Below are 17,057 nucleotides of genomic sequence, written 5' to 3'. Positions count from 1 at the left end.
CTTGACCTACGGCACCGACAACGCCCCCGCTCACGGGTGGAGCTGGTACCAGGCGACGTCGATCCAGCGCCCGAACTTCCAGCCGACCTCGCGCATCACGCCGACCTTCTCGAACCCTGCGGCCACATGGAGGCGCTCGCTGGCATCGTTGGGCAGGGCGACGATGGCCAGCACGCTGTGCACTCCGTCGTCCTCCAGGAGGCCCAGGAGTTCGGCGTACAGCCTGCGACCGACGCCCCGCCCGCGGGCTTCTGGATGCAGGTAGATCGAGGTCTCCCGGGTGTGGCGGAACCCGGGCCGCGGTCGGTAGGCCGACGAGTACGCGAAGCCCAGCACGACCTCACCCTCGGTCGCGACCAGCAGGTGGTCTCCCGGCTCCCGGCTGGCCAGCCGGTCCTGCCAGTACGTGGCAGGCCGGGGCTCGAGGTCGAAGGTCGACACGCTCGCGGTCACTTCGTGGTCGTAGATCGCGGCCACCGACGGCAGGTCGTCCGTCGTCGCCACGCGCACCTGCATGTGGCGAAGTTTGCCACTCCCGAGCCTCCGGCTGGAAAGATGTCGACCGTGAGCACTCCGCAGCGCGACACCGTGGCGGCGTACGACGCCTACGCCGCGGCCTATCGCGACGCGACGGCGGTGACGACGGCGGCCCTGCAGGCCATCGTGCAGCGGTTCGCCGACGAACTGCCCAGTGGAGCACGTGTGCTGGAGATCGGCAGCGGCCCTGGTCACGACGCTCTCCTGCTCGAGGCGGCCGGGCTCAGTGTGCGCCGTACCGATGTGAGCCGCGAGTTCGTGCGCCTCCTGCGAGCGACCGGCCACGACGCCGACGTCGTCGACCCGTTGACCGACGACCTCTTCGACCCGGTGCGGCCCCTCGAGCGGTACGACGCCGTGTGGGCTGATGCCTGCCTGTTGCACGTGGCGCGCGAGGACCTGCCGATCGTCAGTGGACGGCTGGCGGACGCCACCCGCTCCGACGGGCTGCTCTACGCCTCGTTCAAGGAGGGCGACGGGGAGGAGTGGTCGACCCACGGCCACGTCGGTGCGCCGCGCTACTTCGTCTACTGGCGCTCGCACGAGGTCCGCGAGGCCCTGGAGGCGTCGGGCTGGCTGGTCGACGAGGTGGGACGCGAGCGTGGCAAGTCCGGGGACATCTGGCTGGAGATCTGGGCGAGGCGCCGGTGAGGCACACGGAGTTCTGGGCCCGGATGGAGTCCGCCCTGGGTCCTGGGGTCGCCCAGTTCTGGGCCGATCAGCAGGTGTTGAGCGCCTTGGGCGGACGGACGGCGGTCGAGGCCCTGGACGGTGGGGTGCCGCCCAAGGCCGTGTGGGCCGCGGTGTGGGAGGCCCTGGACCTCCCGGTGAGCGAGCGCTGAACCGCTTACGGATTCCTGACGGCCGGCCCGCGGCGTTGGGGAACCTCGGCCACGGATGACAGGGTGGGGCCGTGACCAGCGCAGACGTAGCCATCATCGGCGGCAGTGGCTTCTACTCGTTCCTCGACCGGCCCCGAACGATCACCGTCGACACGCCGTACGGCGCCCCCTCGGCCGAGCTGGCCCTCGGAGAGGTCTCCGGGCGATCGGTGGCCTTCCTGCCCCGGCACGGTGCCGGACACGAGTTCCCGCCGCACCGGATCAACTACCGGGCCAACCTCTGGGCGTTGCGCTCACTCGGCGTGCGTCAGGTCCTGGCTCCGTGTGCCGTGGGCGGCCTGCGCGAGGAGGTTGCGCCAGGCGACGTGGTCATCCCCGACCAGCTCGTGGATCGCACCTCGGGCCGGATCGGGTCGTACGTCGAGACCGGGGCCATCCACGTGCCGTTCGCCGACCCCTACTGCGCGCCCTTGTCGAAGGCGGTGGCCGCGGTCGACCCGGCGGTGTCGCTCGGCGGCACGATGGTCGTGGTCGAAGGTCCCCGGTTCTCCACGCGTGCCGAGTCGAGGCACTACGCCGCCCAGGGATGGACGCTGATCAACATGACCGGCCACCCCGAGGCCGTCCTGGCTCGGGAGCTGCAGATGTGCTACTCGGCCGTCGCCCTGGTCACCGACATGGACGCCGGGGTCGAGGAGGGCGCCGGTGTGGGCCAGGCGGAGGTGTTCGCGATGTTCGGGCGCAACATCGAACGCCTGAAGGCGCTGCTGGCCTCCGCCATCGGCCGGCTTCCCGACCCGAGCGGCTGCGCCTGCGCATCGTGGGCCGACGGCCTCGACCTCACCTACGACCTGCCATGAAGATCCTGCTCACCGGATCTGCTGGCTTCATCGGCAGCGCGATCGGCGCTCAGCTCGACGAGGCCGGCGACGAGGTCGTCCGGGTGGACCTGATGCTACCGCAGGCGCACGGGGCCGCCCGCGCCCCCGAGGGCACCCACCAGGTGGACGTGCGCGACGTGGCCTCCTGGTCGGCCCTGCTCGACGGTGTCGACGCCGTGTGCCACCAGGCTGCGGTCGTGGGTGCCGGTGTCACGGTGTCCGACCTCCCGGCGTACGCCTCCCACAACGACCTCGGGACCGCGGCGCTGCTGGCCGCGATGCACGAGGCGGGGGTTCACCGCCTCGTGCTGGCCAGTTCGATGGTGGTCTACGGCGAGGGCCGTTACGCGTGTGCCACCCACGGTCACCAGCAGCCGCCGCCGCGCACCGTGCTCGACCTGGACGAGGGCCGGTTCGAGAACCTGTGCCCGGTCTGCGGCCAGGCCCTGACCTGGGAGCTGGTGGACGAGGACGCGAGGCTCGACCCGCGCAGCAGCTACGCGGCCAGCAAGCTGGCTCAGGAGCACTACACCTCGTCGTGGGTGCGGCAGGCCGATGCGGCAGCGATCGCGCTGCGCTACCACAACGTCTACGGTCCGGGCATGCCGCGCGACACGCCGTACTCCGGCGTCGCGGCGATGTTCAGGTCCTCGATCGAGCGTGGCGAGGCGCCGAAGGTCTACGAGGACGGCGCCCAGATGCGTGACTTCGTGCACGTGGCCGACGTGGCGCGCGCCAACCTCCTTGCGCTGCGGGCCGTCACCGAACCGGGCCGGTTCGCGGCCTACAACGTGTGCTCCGGTGAACCTGTGTCCATCGCCACGGTCGCCGGCCTCGTCCTCGAGGGCACCGGTTCGGACCTGCGGGCAGAGGTGACCGGCGGCTACCGACTGGGCGACGTGCGGCACGTGGTCGCCTCCCCGGAGCTGGCACGCCGCGAGCTCGGCTTCGCTGCCGAGATCGCGCCGGGCGTGGGGCTGCCGGAGTTCGCGACCGCTCCGCTGCGGGACTAGCGCCGGCTTCGTCCGGTTGGGCGTGCCGGCTACCAGGACGTGTAGAGCAGGTGCTGGAGGGCCAGCGCGACCAGCAGCTGGCAGGCGAGCCCCCAGCGCCGCCAGCGCTCCGGGAGCAACGCCGCAGCCAACAGCATCCACGGCACGAACGGCAACCAGATCCGCTCCACCTCCGCCTTGCTCATCTGCGACAGGTCCGCGATCACGATGCTGGCCGTGGCTGCGGTCGCCAGCGCCGCGATCGTCGGGGGCGTCCACGATGAGCGCTCGGTGAGCTGGGCCCAGCCGGCAGCCACCAGTGGACCCGCGCTGAGGACCAGCACGGCGAGGTTGGCCCAGATCCAGTACGACGCCGGGCGATCACTCGCGATCCCGTCCCAGTAGCGCTCGCGCAACACCGGATAGGCCTCCCACAACCGGAACCCGAGGGCAGCGAAGGCCAGCACCACGGCCAGGGCGGCGGCGACTGCCACGGGCAGCGGCCGCCAGGTGCGGGCGAGGACCAGGATCGTCACCGCCAGGATCCCGAGCAGTGGCAGGCCGTAGGACATCAGCACGCACGTGCCCAGCAGTAGGCCGGCCAGCATCGAGTGCGTCCACGAACGGCGTACCGCGCCGATCGCGAGAGCGGCCAGTCCCCAGGCGGCGACCGCGGCGAACACGGCGTCGGCCGAGACCGCCATCCAGATCGCGGCCGGGCCCAGGACGAGGAACGGCGCTGCTCGCCGGGCCATCGCCTCGGCGCCCAGCGCGCGCACCGTCACCAGGACGCCGGCGCTGGTGGTGGCGCCGACGAGGGTCACCACCAGTCCCGCAGCGAAGTCCCCGCCGAGACCGACCCGGTCCAGCAGGACGAAGAACAGCAGGGCCCCGGGAGGGTGGCCGGCCACGTGGGTCACCCAGTTGTCCGGCGCATCCATCGGGATCCGGGACACGAACTCGTGCAGCATCGCCGGCACGTCCTGGACCGCGCGCGCCGTCTCCAGGTATTCATAGGGGTTGCCCAGCGATCGGCTGATGCCCTCGGGGCCGTCCACGAACGCCAGTGACACCATCCAGGCGGCGGCGAGGACCCAGGAGGCCAGCAGCAGCCGACGCCAGCTCAGGCGCTCGGCCAGGTCGATGGCATAGCGCCACGACAGCAGAGCCAGCAGTACGGCGGGCACCGTGCCGAGGCCGACCTTGGGGTCCCAGGTCGAGTGCAGGGGCGGCACCGGGTTGACGGCCTTCGAGTGGGTGCGCACGTCCCAGCCCAGGAGGCCCGGCAGCACCATGGCGGCCAGGACCACCACCGACGCGATCGCGAAGCCCACCGCTGCTCGTGAGCGTGCTCGTGAGCGTAGGAGGGTGGGCATGGCTCCGAGACTAGGTGGGTACTGCGACCAGGCGGGGCCCGACCGGGTCGACGTCAGGGCTTCGTAAGGCTTTTCGCGGTTCTCGGGCGGTGCTGACTCCTACGGTGAGGGACATGGACGACTGTGACCTGATCCTCCCCTGCAAGGACGAGGCGCCAGCGCTGACCGCGCTGCTGCCCCTCGTGCCGGCAGGCCTCGCGGTGACGGTCGTGGACAACGGATCGACCGATGCCACCGCGGAGGTGGCGCGAGACCTGGGCGCCACCGTGGTCCACGAGTCCCAGCCCGGCTACGGAGCGGCCGTGCACGCCGGTCTGGTCGCGGCGACCCGGGAGTACGTCGCCTTCATGGACGGCGACGGGTCGTTCGACCCCGAGGAGCTGCTCGGCCTCCTGGAGGACGTCAAGGCCGGTCGCGCCGATCTGGCCGTGGGACGACGTCGTCCGGTCGCTCGCGGTGTCTGGCCCTGGCACGCCCGGGCCGGCAACGGACTGATCGTGTGGTGGATGCGCCGCCGCGTCGGCCTCTCGGTGCACGACATCGCCCCCATGCGGGTGTGCCGACGCCAAGCGCTGGTCGACCTCGACGTCCAGGACCGTCGTTTCGGCTACCCCGTCGAGCTCCTGCACAAGGCGACCCTCGCCGGCTGGCGGATCACCGAACGCGAGATCGCCTACCTGCCGCGTGCGGCAGGCACCAAGTCGAAGGTCTCCGGTTCGGTGCGCGGGACCCTGCGCACGGCCCGCGACTTCTACAAGGTGCTGTCATGACGGCGCCCCGCGGCCTGGTGGTGGCCAAGGCGCCCGTCGCCGGCGTCTCCAAGACCCGACTGGGCTCCGACATCGGCATGGCTGCGGCCGCCGACGTGGCAGCAGCCGCCCTGCTCGACACCCTGGCCGCCTGTACCCAGGCCTTCGGCGCCACGAACTGCCACCTGGCGCTCGAGGGCAGGCTGGCCGAGGCGGTCGCAGGCGACACCATCGCCCGCCACGTCCAACACTGGACGGTCTTCGCCCAGCACCAGGGCGACTTCGGCAGCAGGCTCGCGCACGCCCACCTGGACGCCGGCCCGGGTCCGATCGTGCAGATCGGCATGGACACCCCCCAGGTCGACGCCGGCCTCCTGCTGGAGGTGTCGGACACGCTGGCCCATCACGACGCCGTGCTCGGTCCCGCCGAGGACGGCGGCTGGTGGGTGCTTGCCCTGCGCAATCCCTCCGACGCCGCGCTGCTGGTCGGCGTACCGATGTCGACGCCGCAGACCTTGCGCCACACCCGTGACGCCCTCGAATCCGCCGGCCTCGACGTGGGCACCACCCACACCCTGCGCGACGTCGACACCGTCGCCGACGCCGTGGTGGTCGCCGAGCAGGTGCCCGGCAGCCGCTTCGCCCGAGCCTGGCACCAGGCTCGGGCCACCTCACCCGGGAGCCCGTCATGACCACCGCCCCCCTCACCGACGAGCCGTTCACCGAGGTCTTCGCCTCCGCGCTGCGCGGTGTGCCCTGCGACGTGGTCGGCCTGGGACCGGATCCCAGCCCACTGCCGGTCGACCACTGGTCGCGGACCGTGACTGCCTCCGACCGTGCCGTCCTCGCGCACTGCCTCGGAGCCACCCTCGACATCGGCTGTGGCCCCGGACGGATGGCGGCCCACCTCGCCGAGCTCGGACGCAGCGTGCTCGGCGTGGACGTGGTCGAGGAGGCCATCGAGCAGACCAGGGCCCGTGGCGTCACCGCCCTGCGTCGCGACGTCTTCGGGCCGCTGCCCGGTGAGGGCCGCTGGGAGACAGCCCTCCTGGCCGACGGCAACATCGGCATCGGCGGCAACCCCGAACGCCTGCTGCGCCGGGTCCACACCCTCCTCGCGCCACGGGGGCGCGTGGTGGTCGACCTGGCGCCGTACGGTCTCGGCATCCAGACCGCATCGGTGATGCTGCGGACCGCGAACCAGTCCAGCCGCCCCTTCGCCTGGACCGTCGTCGGGGCCGAGGCGATCGGCGCCCTCGCCTTCGCCGCGGACCTGAGCGTGCTGGCCACGCACGAGTACGCCGGCCGCTGGTTCGCCGTGCTGACCCGGGAGGGCTGAGCGATGCGTCTGCCCGCTGAGGAGGACTTCACCTCGCGACTGCGCAGCCCAGCGGTCGCGGCCCGGATCGGGCTGTGGCTGGGGGTCTGTTTCACCCTGGCGTTCCTCACCGGCGTGATCAGCCATGTCGCGCAGGCACACCACCCGTGGTTCCCGTTCCCGACCAGCCCCGCCTGGGGCTACCGCGTGACCCAGGGCGTGCACGTGATCTCGGGGACGGCCGCGATCCCGCTGCTCCTGGTGAAGCTCTGGACGGTCTTCCCCAAGCTGCTCACCCGACCTCCGAAGCAGAGGCGCGAGTTGGCGCTGCACGGCCTGGAGCGGATCTCCATCCTGGTGCTGGTCGCAGCGGGCATCTTCCAGCTCGCCTCGGGACTGGCCAACGCCGCGCAGTGGTACCCGTGGAGCTTCCACTTCCGCGACACCCACTACGCGATGGCCTGGGTGGCCATCGGCGCCCTGGTGGTGCACATCGCGGTGAAGCTGCCGGTGATCCGCGCCGCGCTGACCGCCGACGTCGAGGACGGCAGCCAGGACCGGGCCACGACCTCGCACGATGACGGGGTGCTGTCGCGGCGCGGACTGCTGCGCACGACCTGGGCGGCCTCCGGAGTCGCCGTGCTGGCCACGGCCGGCAGCACCGTGCCGATCCTGCGCCAGGTGTCGGTCTTCGGCGTCCGCTCGGGCGACGGCCCCCAGGACCTCCCGGTCAACCGCTCGGCGCGCGCCGCCGACGTGAAGCTGGTCGCCTTCAGCGACGCCTACCGCCTCACCGTCGGGTACGCCGGCAGCGAGGTCGAGCTGTCCCGTGCAGACCTCGAGGCGATGGTCCAGCGCACCGAGGATCTCCCCATCGCCTGTGTGGAGGGCTGGAGCGCGAACGCCACCTGGACCGGGGTGCGCGTGCGTGACCTCCTCGACCTGGTGCTGGCACCCGCGGCAAGCGACATCAGGGTCGAGTCACTTCAGCAGAAGGGCGGCTACAGCGTCACCGAGCTCCAGGGGAACTTCGCCGACGACTCGCGCACCCTGCTGGCGCTCCAGCTCAACGGGGAGACCCTGGCCATCGACCACGGCTTCCCCTGCCGGCTGATCGCCCCCAACCGGCCGGGTGTGCTGCAGACGAAGTGGGTCTCGCGACTGGATGTGATCGCGTGAGGACCCGGCTGCTGATCGGTGCGCCCGGAGTGCTGGTGGGACTGTACGGTCTCTTCCTGCTGCTCCAGCTGGGCTTGGACAACCTGTTCGCCACGGCTCTGTGGGCAGCCGGGGGAGTCATCGCGCACGACGGCATCCTGGCGCCCGTCGTACTCGCGGTGTGCCTGGTGGCGGCACGTCTGCTGCCCGCCGCAGCACGGGCGCCGGCCACCGTGGCCCTGGTCGTGCTGGGCACCTTGACGGTCGTGGCGATCCCGGTGCTGGGCCGCTTCGGGGCTCGAGCGGACAACACCTCCCTGCTGGACCGCGCCTACGTCCCGGCCTGGCTGGTGATCGCGGGGCTAACCTTGGCTGCGGTGGTGCTGGCGAGCGTGCTGGCCTCCCGCAACCGACGCACGACGAGGAGCGGTGGTGGCGAGAGTTCTCGTGGTCGATGACGACCACACCGTTCGCGAGGTGGTCGTGTCCTACCTGCGTGCCCACCGCCACGACGTGATCGAGGCGGTCGACGGTGAGTCCGCCCTGCAGGCGATGCGCGAGACTCCCGCCGACCTGGTGGTCCTGGACCTGATGATGCCCGGCATCGACGGGCTCGAGGTGTGTCGTCGGCTGCGGACCACGAGCGACGTGCCGGTCATCATGCTGACCGCCCTCGGGTCCGAGACCGACCGCGTGATCGGGTTGGAGCACGGAGCCGACGACTACGTGACCAAGCCGTTCAGCCCACGTGAGCTCGCCCTGCGCGTCGACTCCGTGCTGCGGCGCTCCGGCGAGCGCCCGACCGAGCCGGAGACCTTCACCGACAACGGCCTGGTGCTCGACACCGGCAGCCATGTCGCCACCCTGGACGGTGTGGTGCTGTCGCTGACCTCGCGCGAGTTCGACCTGCTGCGCTTCCTGATGGCCAACCCGAACACGGCGTACTCCCGAGACGAGCTGCTCCAGCAGGTCTGGGGCTGGTCCTTCGGTGACCAGTCCACCGTGACCGTGCACGTGCGGCGTCTCCGGGAGAAGATCGAGTCCGACCCGACCCGTCCCGTGCGGTTGGTCACCGTGTGGGGCGTGGGCTACCGCTGGGAGGCGTCATGAGCACCGAGGCGCAGATCGTCCTGACTGCGGCGGCGTGGTCCGGTGGCGTGGGCGTCATCGGGTTGGTGCTGGCCTGGTTCGTCCGACGTCGCTCGCTGCGCTGGCTCACGGCCGGAGTCGCGGTCGTCGCGGTCGCGGCCGTGCTGGCCGGACTCGTGGGTACGGCGCGAGCGATGTTCATCTCCGACCACGACTTCTCCGTGGTCCTCTGGGTGGGCGCGGTCGCCGGGGTGGTGGCGGTGACCGTCGCCATGGCCGTCGGTGAGGCGTTCGCGCACTGGTCGCGCGCTCTGCGTCAGGATGCCCGCACCATCGGGGAGCAGGGGCATGTCGCCTCGAACTCCAGGGGGCCGAGCGAGTTCCGGGAGCTGGCCGACGAGTTGGCCGCGACGAGCGCGAGGCTGGCCGAGTCCCGCGCCCGTGAGGCTCGCCTCGAGGAGTCCCGGCGCGAGCTCATCTCGTGGGTCTCGCACGACCTGCGGACCCCGCTGGCGGGGATGCGCGCGATGACCGAGGCCCTGGAGGACGGACTCGCCGAGGACCCTGCGCGCTACCAGCGCCAGATCCGGATCGAGGTCGACCGGATGGTCCGCATGGTCGACGACCTGTTCGAGTTGTCGCGCATCCACGCAGGCGTGTTGCGCATGCATCCCGAGCCCGTGGTCCTGGGCGACCTGATCAGCGAGGCGATCGCCGGTGCCGATCCGCTGGCCCGTGAGCGCGGGGTCCGCCTGGGTGGCAGTGTCGAGGACGGCATCGCGGTCACCGCCGACCCGGCGGGCATCTCCCGGGTCGTCTCGAACCTCGTGATGAACGCGATCCGGCACACGCCCTCGGACGGAGTGGTCGAGATCCACGGCCGTTCCGTGCCCGGCGGGGTCGAGCTCAGTGTCACCGACGGCTGCGGGGGATTGTCGGCCAACGACATGGCCCGCGTCTTCGACGTCGCCTGGCAGGGCGAGCCGGCGCGTACGCCGTCACCCGGTGACTCCTCGGCCAGCCGGGGGGCTGGGTTGGGGCTGGCCATCGTCAAGGGGATCGTGGAGGCCCACGAGGGTCGCGTCGCGGTGGAGAACGAGTCGCTGGGCTGCCGGTTCCTGGTGCATCTCCCGGTCTGAGGATTCGCGGCTCGACACGCCGTGCCGACTGGCGCGATCGAACACCTGTTCGGGCTACGATCTGTCCACAAGGCGACGGTTGGAACAGGTTCTCCACAGGCAGTCATCGCGTCATCGCGGACTGTCGGCGGGCTCCTCTAGCGTCTGCGGCAATGAAGAAGTCGCGCAAGAACCTCACAGACGGACGGATGGACAACATGGCAAGTGGAGACCGCGAGAAGGCCCTCGACGCCGCGCTCGCCAACATCGAGCGGCAGTTCGGCAAGGGCTCGGTCATGCGCCTCGGCGACGAGACGCGCGCCCCTCTGGAAGTGATCCCCACCGGGGCGATCGCCCTCGACGTGGCGCTGGGCCTCGGCGGTCTGCCCCGCGGCCGGGTCGTCGAGATTTACGGTCCGGAGTCCTCCGGAAAGACGACGGTCGCCCTGCACGCGGTGGCCAACGCTCAGCGCATGGGCGGGATCGTGGCGTTCATCGACGCCGAGCACGCGCTCGACCCCGACTACGCGAAGAACCTGGGCGTCGACACCGATGCCCTGCTGGTCTCCCAGCCCGACTCCGGCGAGCAGGCGCTCGAGATCGCCGACATGCTGGTGCGGTCCGGAGCCCTGTCGCTGATCGTGATCGACTCGGTCGCCGCGCTCGTGCCCCGCGCCGAGATCGAGGGCGAGATGGGCGACAGCCACGTGGGCCTGCAGGCGCGGTTGATGAGCCAGGCGCTGCGCAAGATGACCGGGGCCCTCAACAACTCCAACACGACGATGATCTTCATCAACCAGCTGCGCGAGAAGATCGGCGTGATGTTCGGCTCCCCGGAGACGACCACGGGTGGCCGGGCCCTGAAGTTCTACTCCTCGGTGCGTCTCGACGTGCGTCGGATCGAGACGTTGAAGGACGGCACCGACATGGTCGGCAACCGCACCCGCGTCAAGGTCGTGAAGAACAAGGTCGCGCCGCCGTTCAAGCAGGCCGAGTTCGACATCATGTACGGCAAGGGCATCAGCCGTGAGGGTGGCCTGATCGACGTCGGCGTGGAGGCGGGACTGGTCCGCAAGGCCGGCGCTTGGTACACCTACGAGGGCGATCAGCTCGGCCAGGGCAAGGAAAACGCTCGCAGTTTCCTCAAGGACAACCCCGACCTGGCCAACGAGCTGGAGAAGAAGATCCTCGAGAAGCTCGGGATCGGTCCGCAGGTCGACGCCGAGGCCGACCCGGTGGAGCAGCCTGTCGGTGTCGACACCTTCTGAGATCGGCGACGTCGTGCCCGCGCCGCAGGCAGAGTCGTGGCAGGGCGACGTCGCTCTAGGGGTGGCAGCGTGGACGGGGAGCGCGGGGGGAGGTCCTCCCGCGCCGCCCGACCCGGTCGCACTCGGACCGGATGCCGACCCGGAGTCGGTGGCCCGCAAGATCCTGCTCGATCAACTCACAGGGGCGGCGCGCAGCCGCCGAGAGCTCAGCGACAAACTGAAGGCCAAGTTCGTGCCCGATGATGTCGCCACCAGGCTGCTCGATCGGTTCGAGGAGGTCGGGCTGATCAACGACGAGGCGTTCGCCCGGGCCTGGATCGCCTCGCGTCAACCGGGCAAGGGGCTGGCCAGGCGCGCCCTTGCCCAGGAGCTGCGCCGCAAGGGCATCGACGACGAGATCGCCCGTGAGGCACTCGACGAGATCGACCCGGACGACGAGCTCGAGGCAGCCCGCGTCCTGGTGCGACGCAAGCTTCGCTCGATGCAGGCCCTGGACGACACCGTCCGCACCCGGCGGCTGGTCGCCATGCTGGCCCGCAAGGGCTATGCACCCGGTCTCGCCTTCTCGGTTGTCCGTGACGAGCTTCGCGACCTCCACAGTGACGCGCCCTGACCCTGTACGGCACGATGGGCAGGTGAGCGACGAGCGCGAGGTCCTGACCTATGAACAGTTCGGTGTCGCAGTCCGAGACCTGGCCCAGGCCGTCGTCGACGACGGCTACGAGCCCGACCTGATCCTCTCGATCGCCCGGGGCGGACTCGCCCTCGGGATGGGTCTGGGCTACGCCCTCGAGGTCAAGAACCTCTCGGTCGTCAACGTGGAGTTCTACACCGGCATCGACGAGCGCCTCGAGATGCCGATCATGTTGCCGCCCACGCCGGCGGCGATCGACCTGTCCGGCATGAAGGTGTTGATCGCCGACGACGTTGCCGACACCGGTCGCACGCTCGAGCTGGTGCAGGACTTCTGCGCAGGTCACGTCGCCGAGGCCCGCACGGCTGTGATCTACGACAAGCCTCAGACGGTCATCGTCCCCACCTACTCTTGGCGCCACACCTCGGCCTGGATCGACTTTCCGTGGTCGTCATTGCCCCCGGTTCACGCCGGAGTGGCCTCAGCCTGAGTACGCTCCGACCATGCCTGAGGCGACTTCCACGCACGTCGTCGTACATCACGGTGGGCGCGAGCTTTCCGGCGTGGCCCGAGCAGGTGAGTCCTGGGCCGTGGCAGCGCGACGGATCGCCGCGACCGTGCCCGGTGTCCCCGTGGCTCGCGACCTGTCCGGGGAGGTGAAGGAGTTCGCGGTCGACCCGGATCTCCACGTCACACTCCGTGCCATGTCGCGCGGCGACCTTCCCGTGGTGACCCGGTGGCGACAGAGCGAGCACGTGCAACGCTGGTGGGTCTCGGACGGTGAGCCCACCCTGGAGGCCATCACCGACGCCTATGGTCCCGGGATCGACGGCATGACCCCGACCCGGATGTGGGTGGTCGAGGTGAACGGACGATCGGTTGGATTCGTCCAGGACTACCGGATTGCCGACTACCCCGACTACGCCGTTCTGGCCCCGGACGCCGACGCGATCGGTGTGGACTATCTCGTGGGGGACGAGCACTGGGTCGGGCGCGGGATCGGCACCCGCATGCTGTGGGCGTGGCTGGAGCGGACCCACCATCGCTTTCCTGAGGCGACGACGTGTTTCGCGGCCCCTGACCACCGCAACGTGGCGTCCTTGCGGGTGCTGGACAAGGTCGGCTTCGCACAGGGGGTGTGGTTCGACGAGCCTCAGGTCGACGGGAGCGTGGACACCGTGGTGGGCTGCAGCCTTGACCTGCGCCGCGTCCTCGGCTGACCTGTCGTAGATGTACGTCGAATTCGCGCTGACCTGTCGCAGATGTACGTCGAGATCGCGCTGACCTGTCGCAGATGTGCGTCGAGATCGCGCTGACCTGTCGCAGATGTACCGACGCGCTCCGTTTGCCGTGTACATCTGCGACGGGTCGCTGACTAGGCTGGCGCCATGAGCGAGCCCACCCTGCCGATGCTGCCTCAGGGGCCAGTGGACCTGACCAGCATCCCCACCGACCACACCGGTGCGTTCGACGGGGACAAGAGTGACGGCGAGGAGGCCCTGGCCGAGCTCGGCCCGGAACTGTCCGAGCTCCAGGAGCGGTTGTTCGCCGCGCGCACCGCCGGCTCGCACCGCAGCCTGCTGCTGGTGCTGCAGGGCATGGACACCTCCGGCAAGGGCGGGGTGCTGCGCCACACCGTCGGTCTGGTGGACCCGCAGGGCGTCAGGATCACCAGCTTCAAAGCACCCACCGCCGAGGAGAAGGCCCATGACTTCTTGTGGCGCATCGAGCGCGCACTCCCGTCGCCGGGCTTCATCGGCGTCTTCGACCGCTCCCACTACGAGGACGTGCTGATCGCACGCGTCCGCGGCTTCGCGGCGGCTGATGAGATCGAGCGCCGCTATGGTGCGATCAACGACTTCGAGCAGGGCTTGGTGGACCAGGGTGTGCAGCTGGTGAAGTGCATGCTCCACATTTCGCCCGATGAGCAGAAGGCGCGTCTGCTGGCCCGCCTCGACGATCCCACGAAGTACTACAAGTACAACCCTGGGGATCTCGACGAGCGTGCCCTGTGGCCGGCGTACCGGGAGGCCTACGAGATCGCGCTGGAGCGCACCAACACCGACGCTGCCCCGTGGCACGTCGTGCCCAGTGACAAGAAGTGGTTCCGCAACCTGGCCATCGGTCAGCTGCTGCTGGAGGCGTTGCGCGAGATCGAACCCCGGTGGCCGGCCGCCGACTTCGATGTCGAGACCGAGCGCAAGCGGCTCCTCGAGGAGGTGCCACCCGAGTGATCGAGACTGTTGCGGTCACTCGCTACGTCACCCCGCTGAGGGAGGGCGGCAGCCTGCCCGGGATCGTGGAGGCCGACGACCTCGGCACCTATGTCTGCAAGTTCCGCGGTGCCGGCCAGGGTCTGCGCGTGCTGGTCGCGGAGGTGATCGTCGGCGAGCTTGCCGCCCGGGTCGGGTTGCGTACGCCTCGCCAGGTCGCGCTCTCCCTGGGCGCGGACATCGCCCGGTACGAGGCTGACGAGGAGGTCCAGGACCTGCTCAACGCCAGCCTCGGGCTCAATCTCGGCATCGACTTCCTGCCCGGCGCTTTCGGCTACGACGGTGACCTGGACACCCATGCGGCGCAGGCTGCCAAGGTGATCTGGCTCGACGCCTTCTGCGCCAATGTGGACCGCAGCTGGCGCAACCCGAACCTCTTGCTCTGGCACGACGACCTGTGGGTCATCGACCATGGGGCGGCGCTCTACTTCCATCACGCCTGGAGCGGTGGCGTGACCTCTGCGGAGCGGTTCGCCCAGCAGCCGTGGGACTTCACCGACCACGTGCTCGGCCGCTACGTCGGGGGAGTGGCGGCGGCTGATGCCGAGATCAGCGGGATGCTCGACGAGTCGGTGTTCGGCGCCGTACTCGAGCAGGTGCCCGACGAGTGGTTCGAGCCGGTGCCGGGAGCCGAGAGCCCGGCGGCCCTCCGGGCGGCGTACGTCTCGTTCCTCATGGCCCGCTTGGGCACGCGCGCGTGGCTGCCCACGGTCGGGGGTACGCCGTGAGTCTCGTGGCCTATCAGTACGTCGTGCTGCGCTGCGTGCCCCGGGCGGATCGTGAGGAGTTCGTCAATGTGGGAGTGGTGCTGCACTGCCAGTCGGCCGACTACCTGGCGGCGAGGTGGGAGGTCGACCGTGACCGCCTCGCTGCATTGGCTCCCGGGTTGGACTTCGACCAGGTGTGTGATGCGCTGACGTTCGTGGAAGGCGTGTGCGCCGGGGACGAACGGGGCGGCTCAGCTGCGACCGGGTCGATCAGCCAACGCTTCGGCTTCCTCAAGGCGCCACGCAGCACCGTGCTGCAGCCTGGCCCGGTCCACGGGGGACTCACCGCGGACCCGGCCGGCGAGCTCGACCGACTGGTCCAACGCCTCGTCGGTTGAATCGATCCGCGCTGGGCCGTGGAGTCATGGCTTCCGGCCCTCCAGGTGACTGAGGGACATTCACATGCGGCCCAGCAGCATCATCGGTCAGGCATCTCTCGCGGTTGTCAGCCGGTGCAATTGCTGACAACCGCGAGTTTCCCCGGGCAGCCGGGGATCCCTCGGTCAGACCGGGACGAGCTCGACGGCGCCGACCGCGTAGCGCGCCAGCACCGTGCGAGCGAGCTCCGGGTGAGCGCCCAGCGGTGCGGAGACGGCGATCGCGCCGGCTTCCAGGGCCAGTTCGGCGGCTCGGTCCGGGAGGAATCCGGGGGCGAGGAACAGCGACGCGACGGCCACGTGCCGCTTGCCCTGGGCGCGGAAGGCGCGCACGGCCTCCCCGGTGGCCGGCGGAGCGCTCGATGCGAACGCCGCCGTCACGGGCAGCTTGTGGTGCGCGGCCCACACGCGCGCGAGACGGGCGACCGACTGGTTGGCGAGCGGGTCGGAGGAACCCGCAGCAGCCAGCACCAGGGCGTCGAGCTCACGCACCCGGGCCGTCTTGAGGGCCTCGCGCATCCGCAGGTCGAGGACCTCGAGGAACGACTTCTCCAGACCGAGTACGGCGGTGGCCCGGATCTGCAGCCCCTCATGGCGCGCCTGTGCCTCGGCGACGGCTGAGGGCACGTCGACCTTCGCGTGGTAGGCCTCGGTGAGGAGCAGCGGAACCACGACGATCTCCTCGTGGCCGCTGCGGACGAGTCGGTCGACGACGGTCGTGAAGGACGGCTTGGCGAGCTCGAGGAAGGCCGTGTCGATCTTGAGGTCCGGGCGCATGGAGCGGACCTCGGCGACGAGGGCGTTGATGGTCTTGGCGGACCGGGCGTCACGACTTCCGTGCGCCAGGGCAACCAGTGCAGGGGCAGCCATCAGAATGGCCTCCCTTCGGTGAGGGGGGTGGGGTCGACGACGTTGTCGGGTGTGGCGTTCATGAGTGGATCCCGCATTCGGTCTTGCCGGTGCCGGCCCACCGTCCGCTGCGGGCGTCCTCGCCCGGGGCGACGCGACGGGTGCACGGCCAGCAGCCGATCGACGGGTAGCCGTCGTAGACCAGCGGGTTGACCAGCACGTTGTTCTCGATGATGTAGGCCTCGACCTGCTCGTCGCTCCAGCGGGCCAGGGGGGAGACCTTCACCTTGCCCTTCTTGGCGTCCCAGCCCACGACCGGCGCGATGACCCGGTTGTGGGTCTCGGCACGACGCAGCCCGGTCGCCCACGCGTCGTACTCCGCCAGCGAGTCGGCGAGCGGCTGCACCTTGCGCAGCTTGCAGCACAGGTCGGGGTCGCGGGCGAAGAGGTCCTTGCCGTGCTGCGCGTCCTGTTCGGCGACGCTCTGCACCGGGGTGATGGTGAGCAGGTTGACCGGCAAGGTGGCTTCGACGGCGTCGCGGGTGCCGATGGTCTCGGCGAAGTGGTAGCCGGTGTCCAGGAACACGACGTCGAGTCCGGGTGCGACCTTGGAGGCCAGGTCGGCCAGGACGGCGTCACCCATCGAGGAGGTGACGCAGAAGCGGTCGCCGAACGTCGCGACGGCCCACTCGATGATGTGCTCGGCCGGTGCGAGCTCGAGCTCGGCGCCCACATGGGAGACGAGCTCGCGCAGCTCCTCGGGTGTGCGCCCGTCGGTGTGGGTGCCCTTGAAGCGGCGGGCCGCGGCGGTCGTGGCGGTCGTCATGAC

22 protein-coding genes are annotated in these 17,057 nt (G+C 70.3%); 18 read left to right on the top strand and 4 right to left on the bottom strand.

What is annotated here, in order from left to right:
- Positions 1-30 precede the first annotated feature (30 nt).
- A complete protein-coding gene (locus tag AB7I40_RS16020) occupies positions 31-516 on the bottom strand; it encodes an N-acetyltransferase family protein (protein WP_428345694.1) in 486 nt (161 codons plus the stop codon).
- Positions 517-564: 48 nt separating this feature from the next.
- Between AB7I40_RS16020 and AB7I40_RS16015 the strand changes: the two genes are divergently transcribed.
- From AB7I40_RS16015 to AB7I40_RS16000, 4 genes are all read left to right on the top strand, one after another.
- Positions 565-1,188, top strand: a complete 624-nt coding sequence (locus tag AB7I40_RS16015) for a class I SAM-dependent methyltransferase (RefSeq protein ID WP_428345695.1) — start codon at positions 565-567, stop codon at positions 1,186-1,188.
- The gene (locus AB7I40_RS16010) at positions 1,185-1,379 is read left to right on the top strand and encodes a DUF3046 domain-containing protein (RefSeq protein ID WP_428345696.1); all 195 of its coding nucleotides are present in this window, start codon (positions 1,185-1,187) and stop codon (positions 1,377-1,379) included. Before AB7I40_RS16015 ends, AB7I40_RS16010 begins: the two co-directional genes overlap by 4 nt.
- Before the next feature lie 71 nt (positions 1,380-1,450).
- A complete protein-coding gene (locus tag AB7I40_RS16005) occupies positions 1,451-2,239 on the top strand; it encodes an S-methyl-5'-thioadenosine phosphorylase (protein WP_428345697.1) in 789 nt (262 codons plus the stop codon).
- A complete protein-coding gene (locus AB7I40_RS16000) occupies positions 2,236-3,273 on the top strand; it encodes an NAD-dependent epimerase/dehydratase family protein (RefSeq protein ID WP_428345698.1) in 1,038 nt (345 codons plus the stop codon). Before AB7I40_RS16005 ends, AB7I40_RS16000 begins: the two co-directional genes overlap by 4 nt.
- A 29-nt stretch (positions 3,274-3,302) precedes the next feature.
- Here AB7I40_RS16000 and AB7I40_RS15995 read toward each other — a convergent pair whose 3' ends face one another.
- Positions 3,303-4,628, bottom strand: a complete 1,326-nt coding sequence (locus tag AB7I40_RS15995) for a hypothetical protein (RefSeq protein ID WP_428345699.1) — start codon at positions 4,626-4,628, stop codon at positions 3,303-3,305.
- A 113-nt stretch (positions 4,629-4,741) separates the two neighbouring features.
- Here AB7I40_RS15995 and AB7I40_RS15990 point away from each other — a divergent pair, with 113 nt between their 5' ends.
- The 14 genes from AB7I40_RS15990 (at position 4,742) to AB7I40_RS15925 (ending at position 15,340) form a co-directional block, all read left to right on the top strand.
- The gene (locus AB7I40_RS15990; RefSeq protein ID WP_428345700.1) at positions 4,742-5,398 is read left to right on the top strand and encodes a glycosyltransferase family 2 protein; all 657 of its coding nucleotides are present in this window, start codon (positions 4,742-4,744) and stop codon (positions 5,396-5,398) included.
- Positions 5,395-6,069 (top strand): TIGR04282 family arsenosugar biosynthesis glycosyltransferase, encoded by a 675-nt coding sequence (locus AB7I40_RS15985; protein ID WP_428345701.1) that lies wholly within the window; start codon positions 5,395-5,397, stop codon positions 6,067-6,069. Before AB7I40_RS15990 ends, AB7I40_RS15985 begins: the two co-directional genes overlap by 4 nt.
- Positions 6,066-6,716 (top strand): class I SAM-dependent DNA methyltransferase, encoded by a 651-nt coding sequence (locus tag AB7I40_RS15980; protein ID WP_428345702.1) that lies wholly within the window; start codon positions 6,066-6,068, stop codon positions 6,714-6,716. Before AB7I40_RS15985 ends, AB7I40_RS15980 begins: the two co-directional genes overlap by 4 nt.
- A 3-nt stretch (positions 6,717-6,719) precedes the next feature.
- On the top strand, positions 6,720-7,874 hold the full coding sequence (locus tag AB7I40_RS15975; protein WP_428345703.1) for a molybdopterin-dependent oxidoreductase: 1,155 nt from the start codon (positions 6,720-6,722) through the stop codon (positions 7,872-7,874).
- Positions 7,871-8,311 (top strand): hypothetical protein, encoded by a 441-nt coding sequence (locus AB7I40_RS15970; protein WP_428345704.1) that lies wholly within the window; start codon positions 7,871-7,873, stop codon positions 8,309-8,311. Before AB7I40_RS15975 ends, AB7I40_RS15970 begins: the two co-directional genes overlap by 4 nt.
- On the top strand, positions 8,286-8,963 hold the full coding sequence (locus AB7I40_RS15965; protein ID WP_428345705.1) for a response regulator transcription factor: 678 nt from the start codon (positions 8,286-8,288) through the stop codon (positions 8,961-8,963). The genes AB7I40_RS15970 and AB7I40_RS15965 overlap by 26 nt, the downstream gene beginning before the upstream one ends.
- A complete protein-coding gene (locus tag AB7I40_RS15960; protein ID WP_428345706.1) occupies positions 8,960-10,081 on the top strand; it encodes a sensor histidine kinase in 1,122 nt (373 codons plus the stop codon). The genes AB7I40_RS15965 and AB7I40_RS15960 overlap by 4 nt, the downstream gene beginning before the upstream one ends.
- Positions 10,082-10,278: 197 nt before the next feature.
- Complete coding sequence (gene recA, locus AB7I40_RS15955) at positions 10,279-11,328, top strand: recombinase RecA (protein ID WP_428345892.1); 1,050 nt, start codon at positions 10,279-10,281, stop codon at positions 11,326-11,328.
- On the top strand, positions 11,312-11,941 hold the full coding sequence (locus AB7I40_RS15950; protein ID WP_428345707.1) for a regulatory protein RecX: 630 nt from the start codon (positions 11,312-11,314) through the stop codon (positions 11,939-11,941). The genes recA and AB7I40_RS15950 overlap by 17 nt, the downstream gene beginning before the upstream one ends.
- Before the next feature lie 22 nt (positions 11,942-11,963).
- Entirely contained in the window at positions 11,964-12,452 is a 489-nt protein-coding gene (locus AB7I40_RS15945) for a phosphoribosyltransferase (RefSeq protein WP_428345708.1), read from the top strand.
- Positions 12,453-12,465: 13 nt separating this feature from the next.
- Positions 12,466-13,182: a GNAT family N-acetyltransferase gene (locus AB7I40_RS15940; RefSeq protein WP_428345709.1), complete on the top strand. Its 717-nt coding sequence runs from the start codon at positions 12,466-12,468 to the stop codon at positions 13,180-13,182.
- A 168-nt stretch (positions 13,183-13,350) separates the two neighbouring features.
- Positions 13,351-14,196 carry a PPK2 family polyphosphate kinase gene (locus tag AB7I40_RS15935; RefSeq protein WP_428345710.1) on the top strand — a complete coding sequence of 282 codons (846 nt, stop codon included), beginning with the start codon at positions 13,351-13,353 and terminating at the stop codon, positions 14,194-14,196.
- Positions 14,193-14,963 (top strand): HipA family kinase, encoded by a 771-nt coding sequence (locus tag AB7I40_RS15930; RefSeq protein WP_428345711.1) that lies wholly within the window; start codon positions 14,193-14,195, stop codon positions 14,961-14,963. The genes AB7I40_RS15935 and AB7I40_RS15930 overlap by 4 nt, the downstream gene beginning before the upstream one ends.
- Positions 14,960-15,340 carry a DUF3037 domain-containing protein gene (locus AB7I40_RS15925; RefSeq protein WP_428345712.1) on the top strand — a complete coding sequence of 127 codons (381 nt, stop codon included), beginning with the start codon at positions 14,960-14,962 and terminating at the stop codon, positions 15,338-15,340. The genes AB7I40_RS15930 and AB7I40_RS15925 overlap by 4 nt, the downstream gene beginning before the upstream one ends.
- A 165-nt stretch (positions 15,341-15,505) precedes the next feature.
- Here AB7I40_RS15925 and AB7I40_RS15920 read toward each other — a convergent pair whose 3' ends face one another.
- Both AB7I40_RS15920 and AB7I40_RS15915 read right to left on the bottom strand, forming a co-directional pair.
- The gene (locus tag AB7I40_RS15920) at positions 15,506-16,249 is read right to left on the bottom strand and encodes a sirohydrochlorin chelatase (RefSeq protein WP_428345713.1); all 744 of its coding nucleotides are present in this window, start codon (positions 16,247-16,249) and stop codon (positions 15,506-15,508) included.
- 58 nt (positions 16,250-16,307) lie between these two features.
- Complete coding sequence (locus AB7I40_RS15915; protein ID WP_428345714.1) at positions 16,308-17,054, bottom strand: phosphoadenylyl-sulfate reductase; 747 nt, start codon at positions 17,052-17,054, stop codon at positions 16,308-16,310.
- Positions 17,055-17,057 lie beyond the last annotated feature (3 nt).

This window comes from Nocardioides sp. (assembly GCF_050246775.1).
Taxonomy (GTDB): domain Bacteria; phylum Actinomycetota; class Actinomycetes; order Propionibacteriales; family Nocardioidaceae; genus Nocardioides.
This window is presented reverse-complemented; position numbering and strand designations above follow the sequence as displayed.

Bases quoted from the DNA above. Each gene is read 5' to 3' on its own strand.
- AB7I40_RS15995 (WP_428345699.1), bottom strand. From the start codon at position 4,628: ATGCCCACCCTCCTACGCTCACGAGCACGCTCACGAGCAGCGGTGGGC.
- AB7I40_RS16020 (WP_428345694.1), bottom strand. From the start codon at position 516: ATGCAGGTGCGCGTGGCGACGACGGACGACCTGCCGTCGGTGGCCGCG.
- AB7I40_RS15960 (WP_428345706.1), top strand. From the start codon at position 8,960: ATGAGCACCGAGGCGCAGATCGTCCTGACTGCGGCGGCGTGGTCCGGT.
- recA (WP_428345892.1), top strand. From the start codon at position 10,279: ATGGCAAGTGGAGACCGCGAGAAGGCCCTCGACGCCGCGCTCGCCAAC.
- AB7I40_RS15935 (WP_428345710.1), top strand. From the start codon at position 13,351: ATGAGCGAGCCCACCCTGCCGATGCTGCCTCAGGGGCCAGTGGACCTG.
- AB7I40_RS15985 (WP_428345701.1), top strand. From the start codon at position 5,395: ATGACGGCGCCCCGCGGCCTGGTGGTGGCCAAGGCGCCCGTCGCCGGC.
- AB7I40_RS15975 (WP_428345703.1), top strand. From the start codon at position 6,720: ATGCGTCTGCCCGCTGAGGAGGACTTCACCTCGCGACTGCGCAGCCCA.
- AB7I40_RS15940 (WP_428345709.1), top strand. From the start codon at position 12,466: ATGCCTGAGGCGACTTCCACGCACGTCGTCGTACATCACGGTGGGCGC.
- AB7I40_RS15990 (WP_428345700.1), top strand. From the start codon at position 4,742: ATGGACGACTGTGACCTGATCCTCCCCTGCAAGGACGAGGCGCCAGCG.
- AB7I40_RS15915 (WP_428345714.1), bottom strand. From the start codon at position 17,054: ATGACGACCGCCACGACCGCCGCGGCCCGCCGCTTCAAGGGCACCCAC.
- AB7I40_RS15920 (WP_428345713.1), bottom strand. From the start codon at position 16,249: ATGGCTGCCCCTGCACTGGTTGCCCTGGCGCACGGAAGTCGTGACGCC.
- AB7I40_RS15980 (WP_428345702.1), top strand. From the start codon at position 6,066: ATGACCACCGCCCCCCTCACCGACGAGCCGTTCACCGAGGTCTTCGCC.
- AB7I40_RS16000 (WP_428345698.1), top strand. From the start codon at position 2,236: ATGAAGATCCTGCTCACCGGATCTGCTGGCTTCATCGGCAGCGCGATC.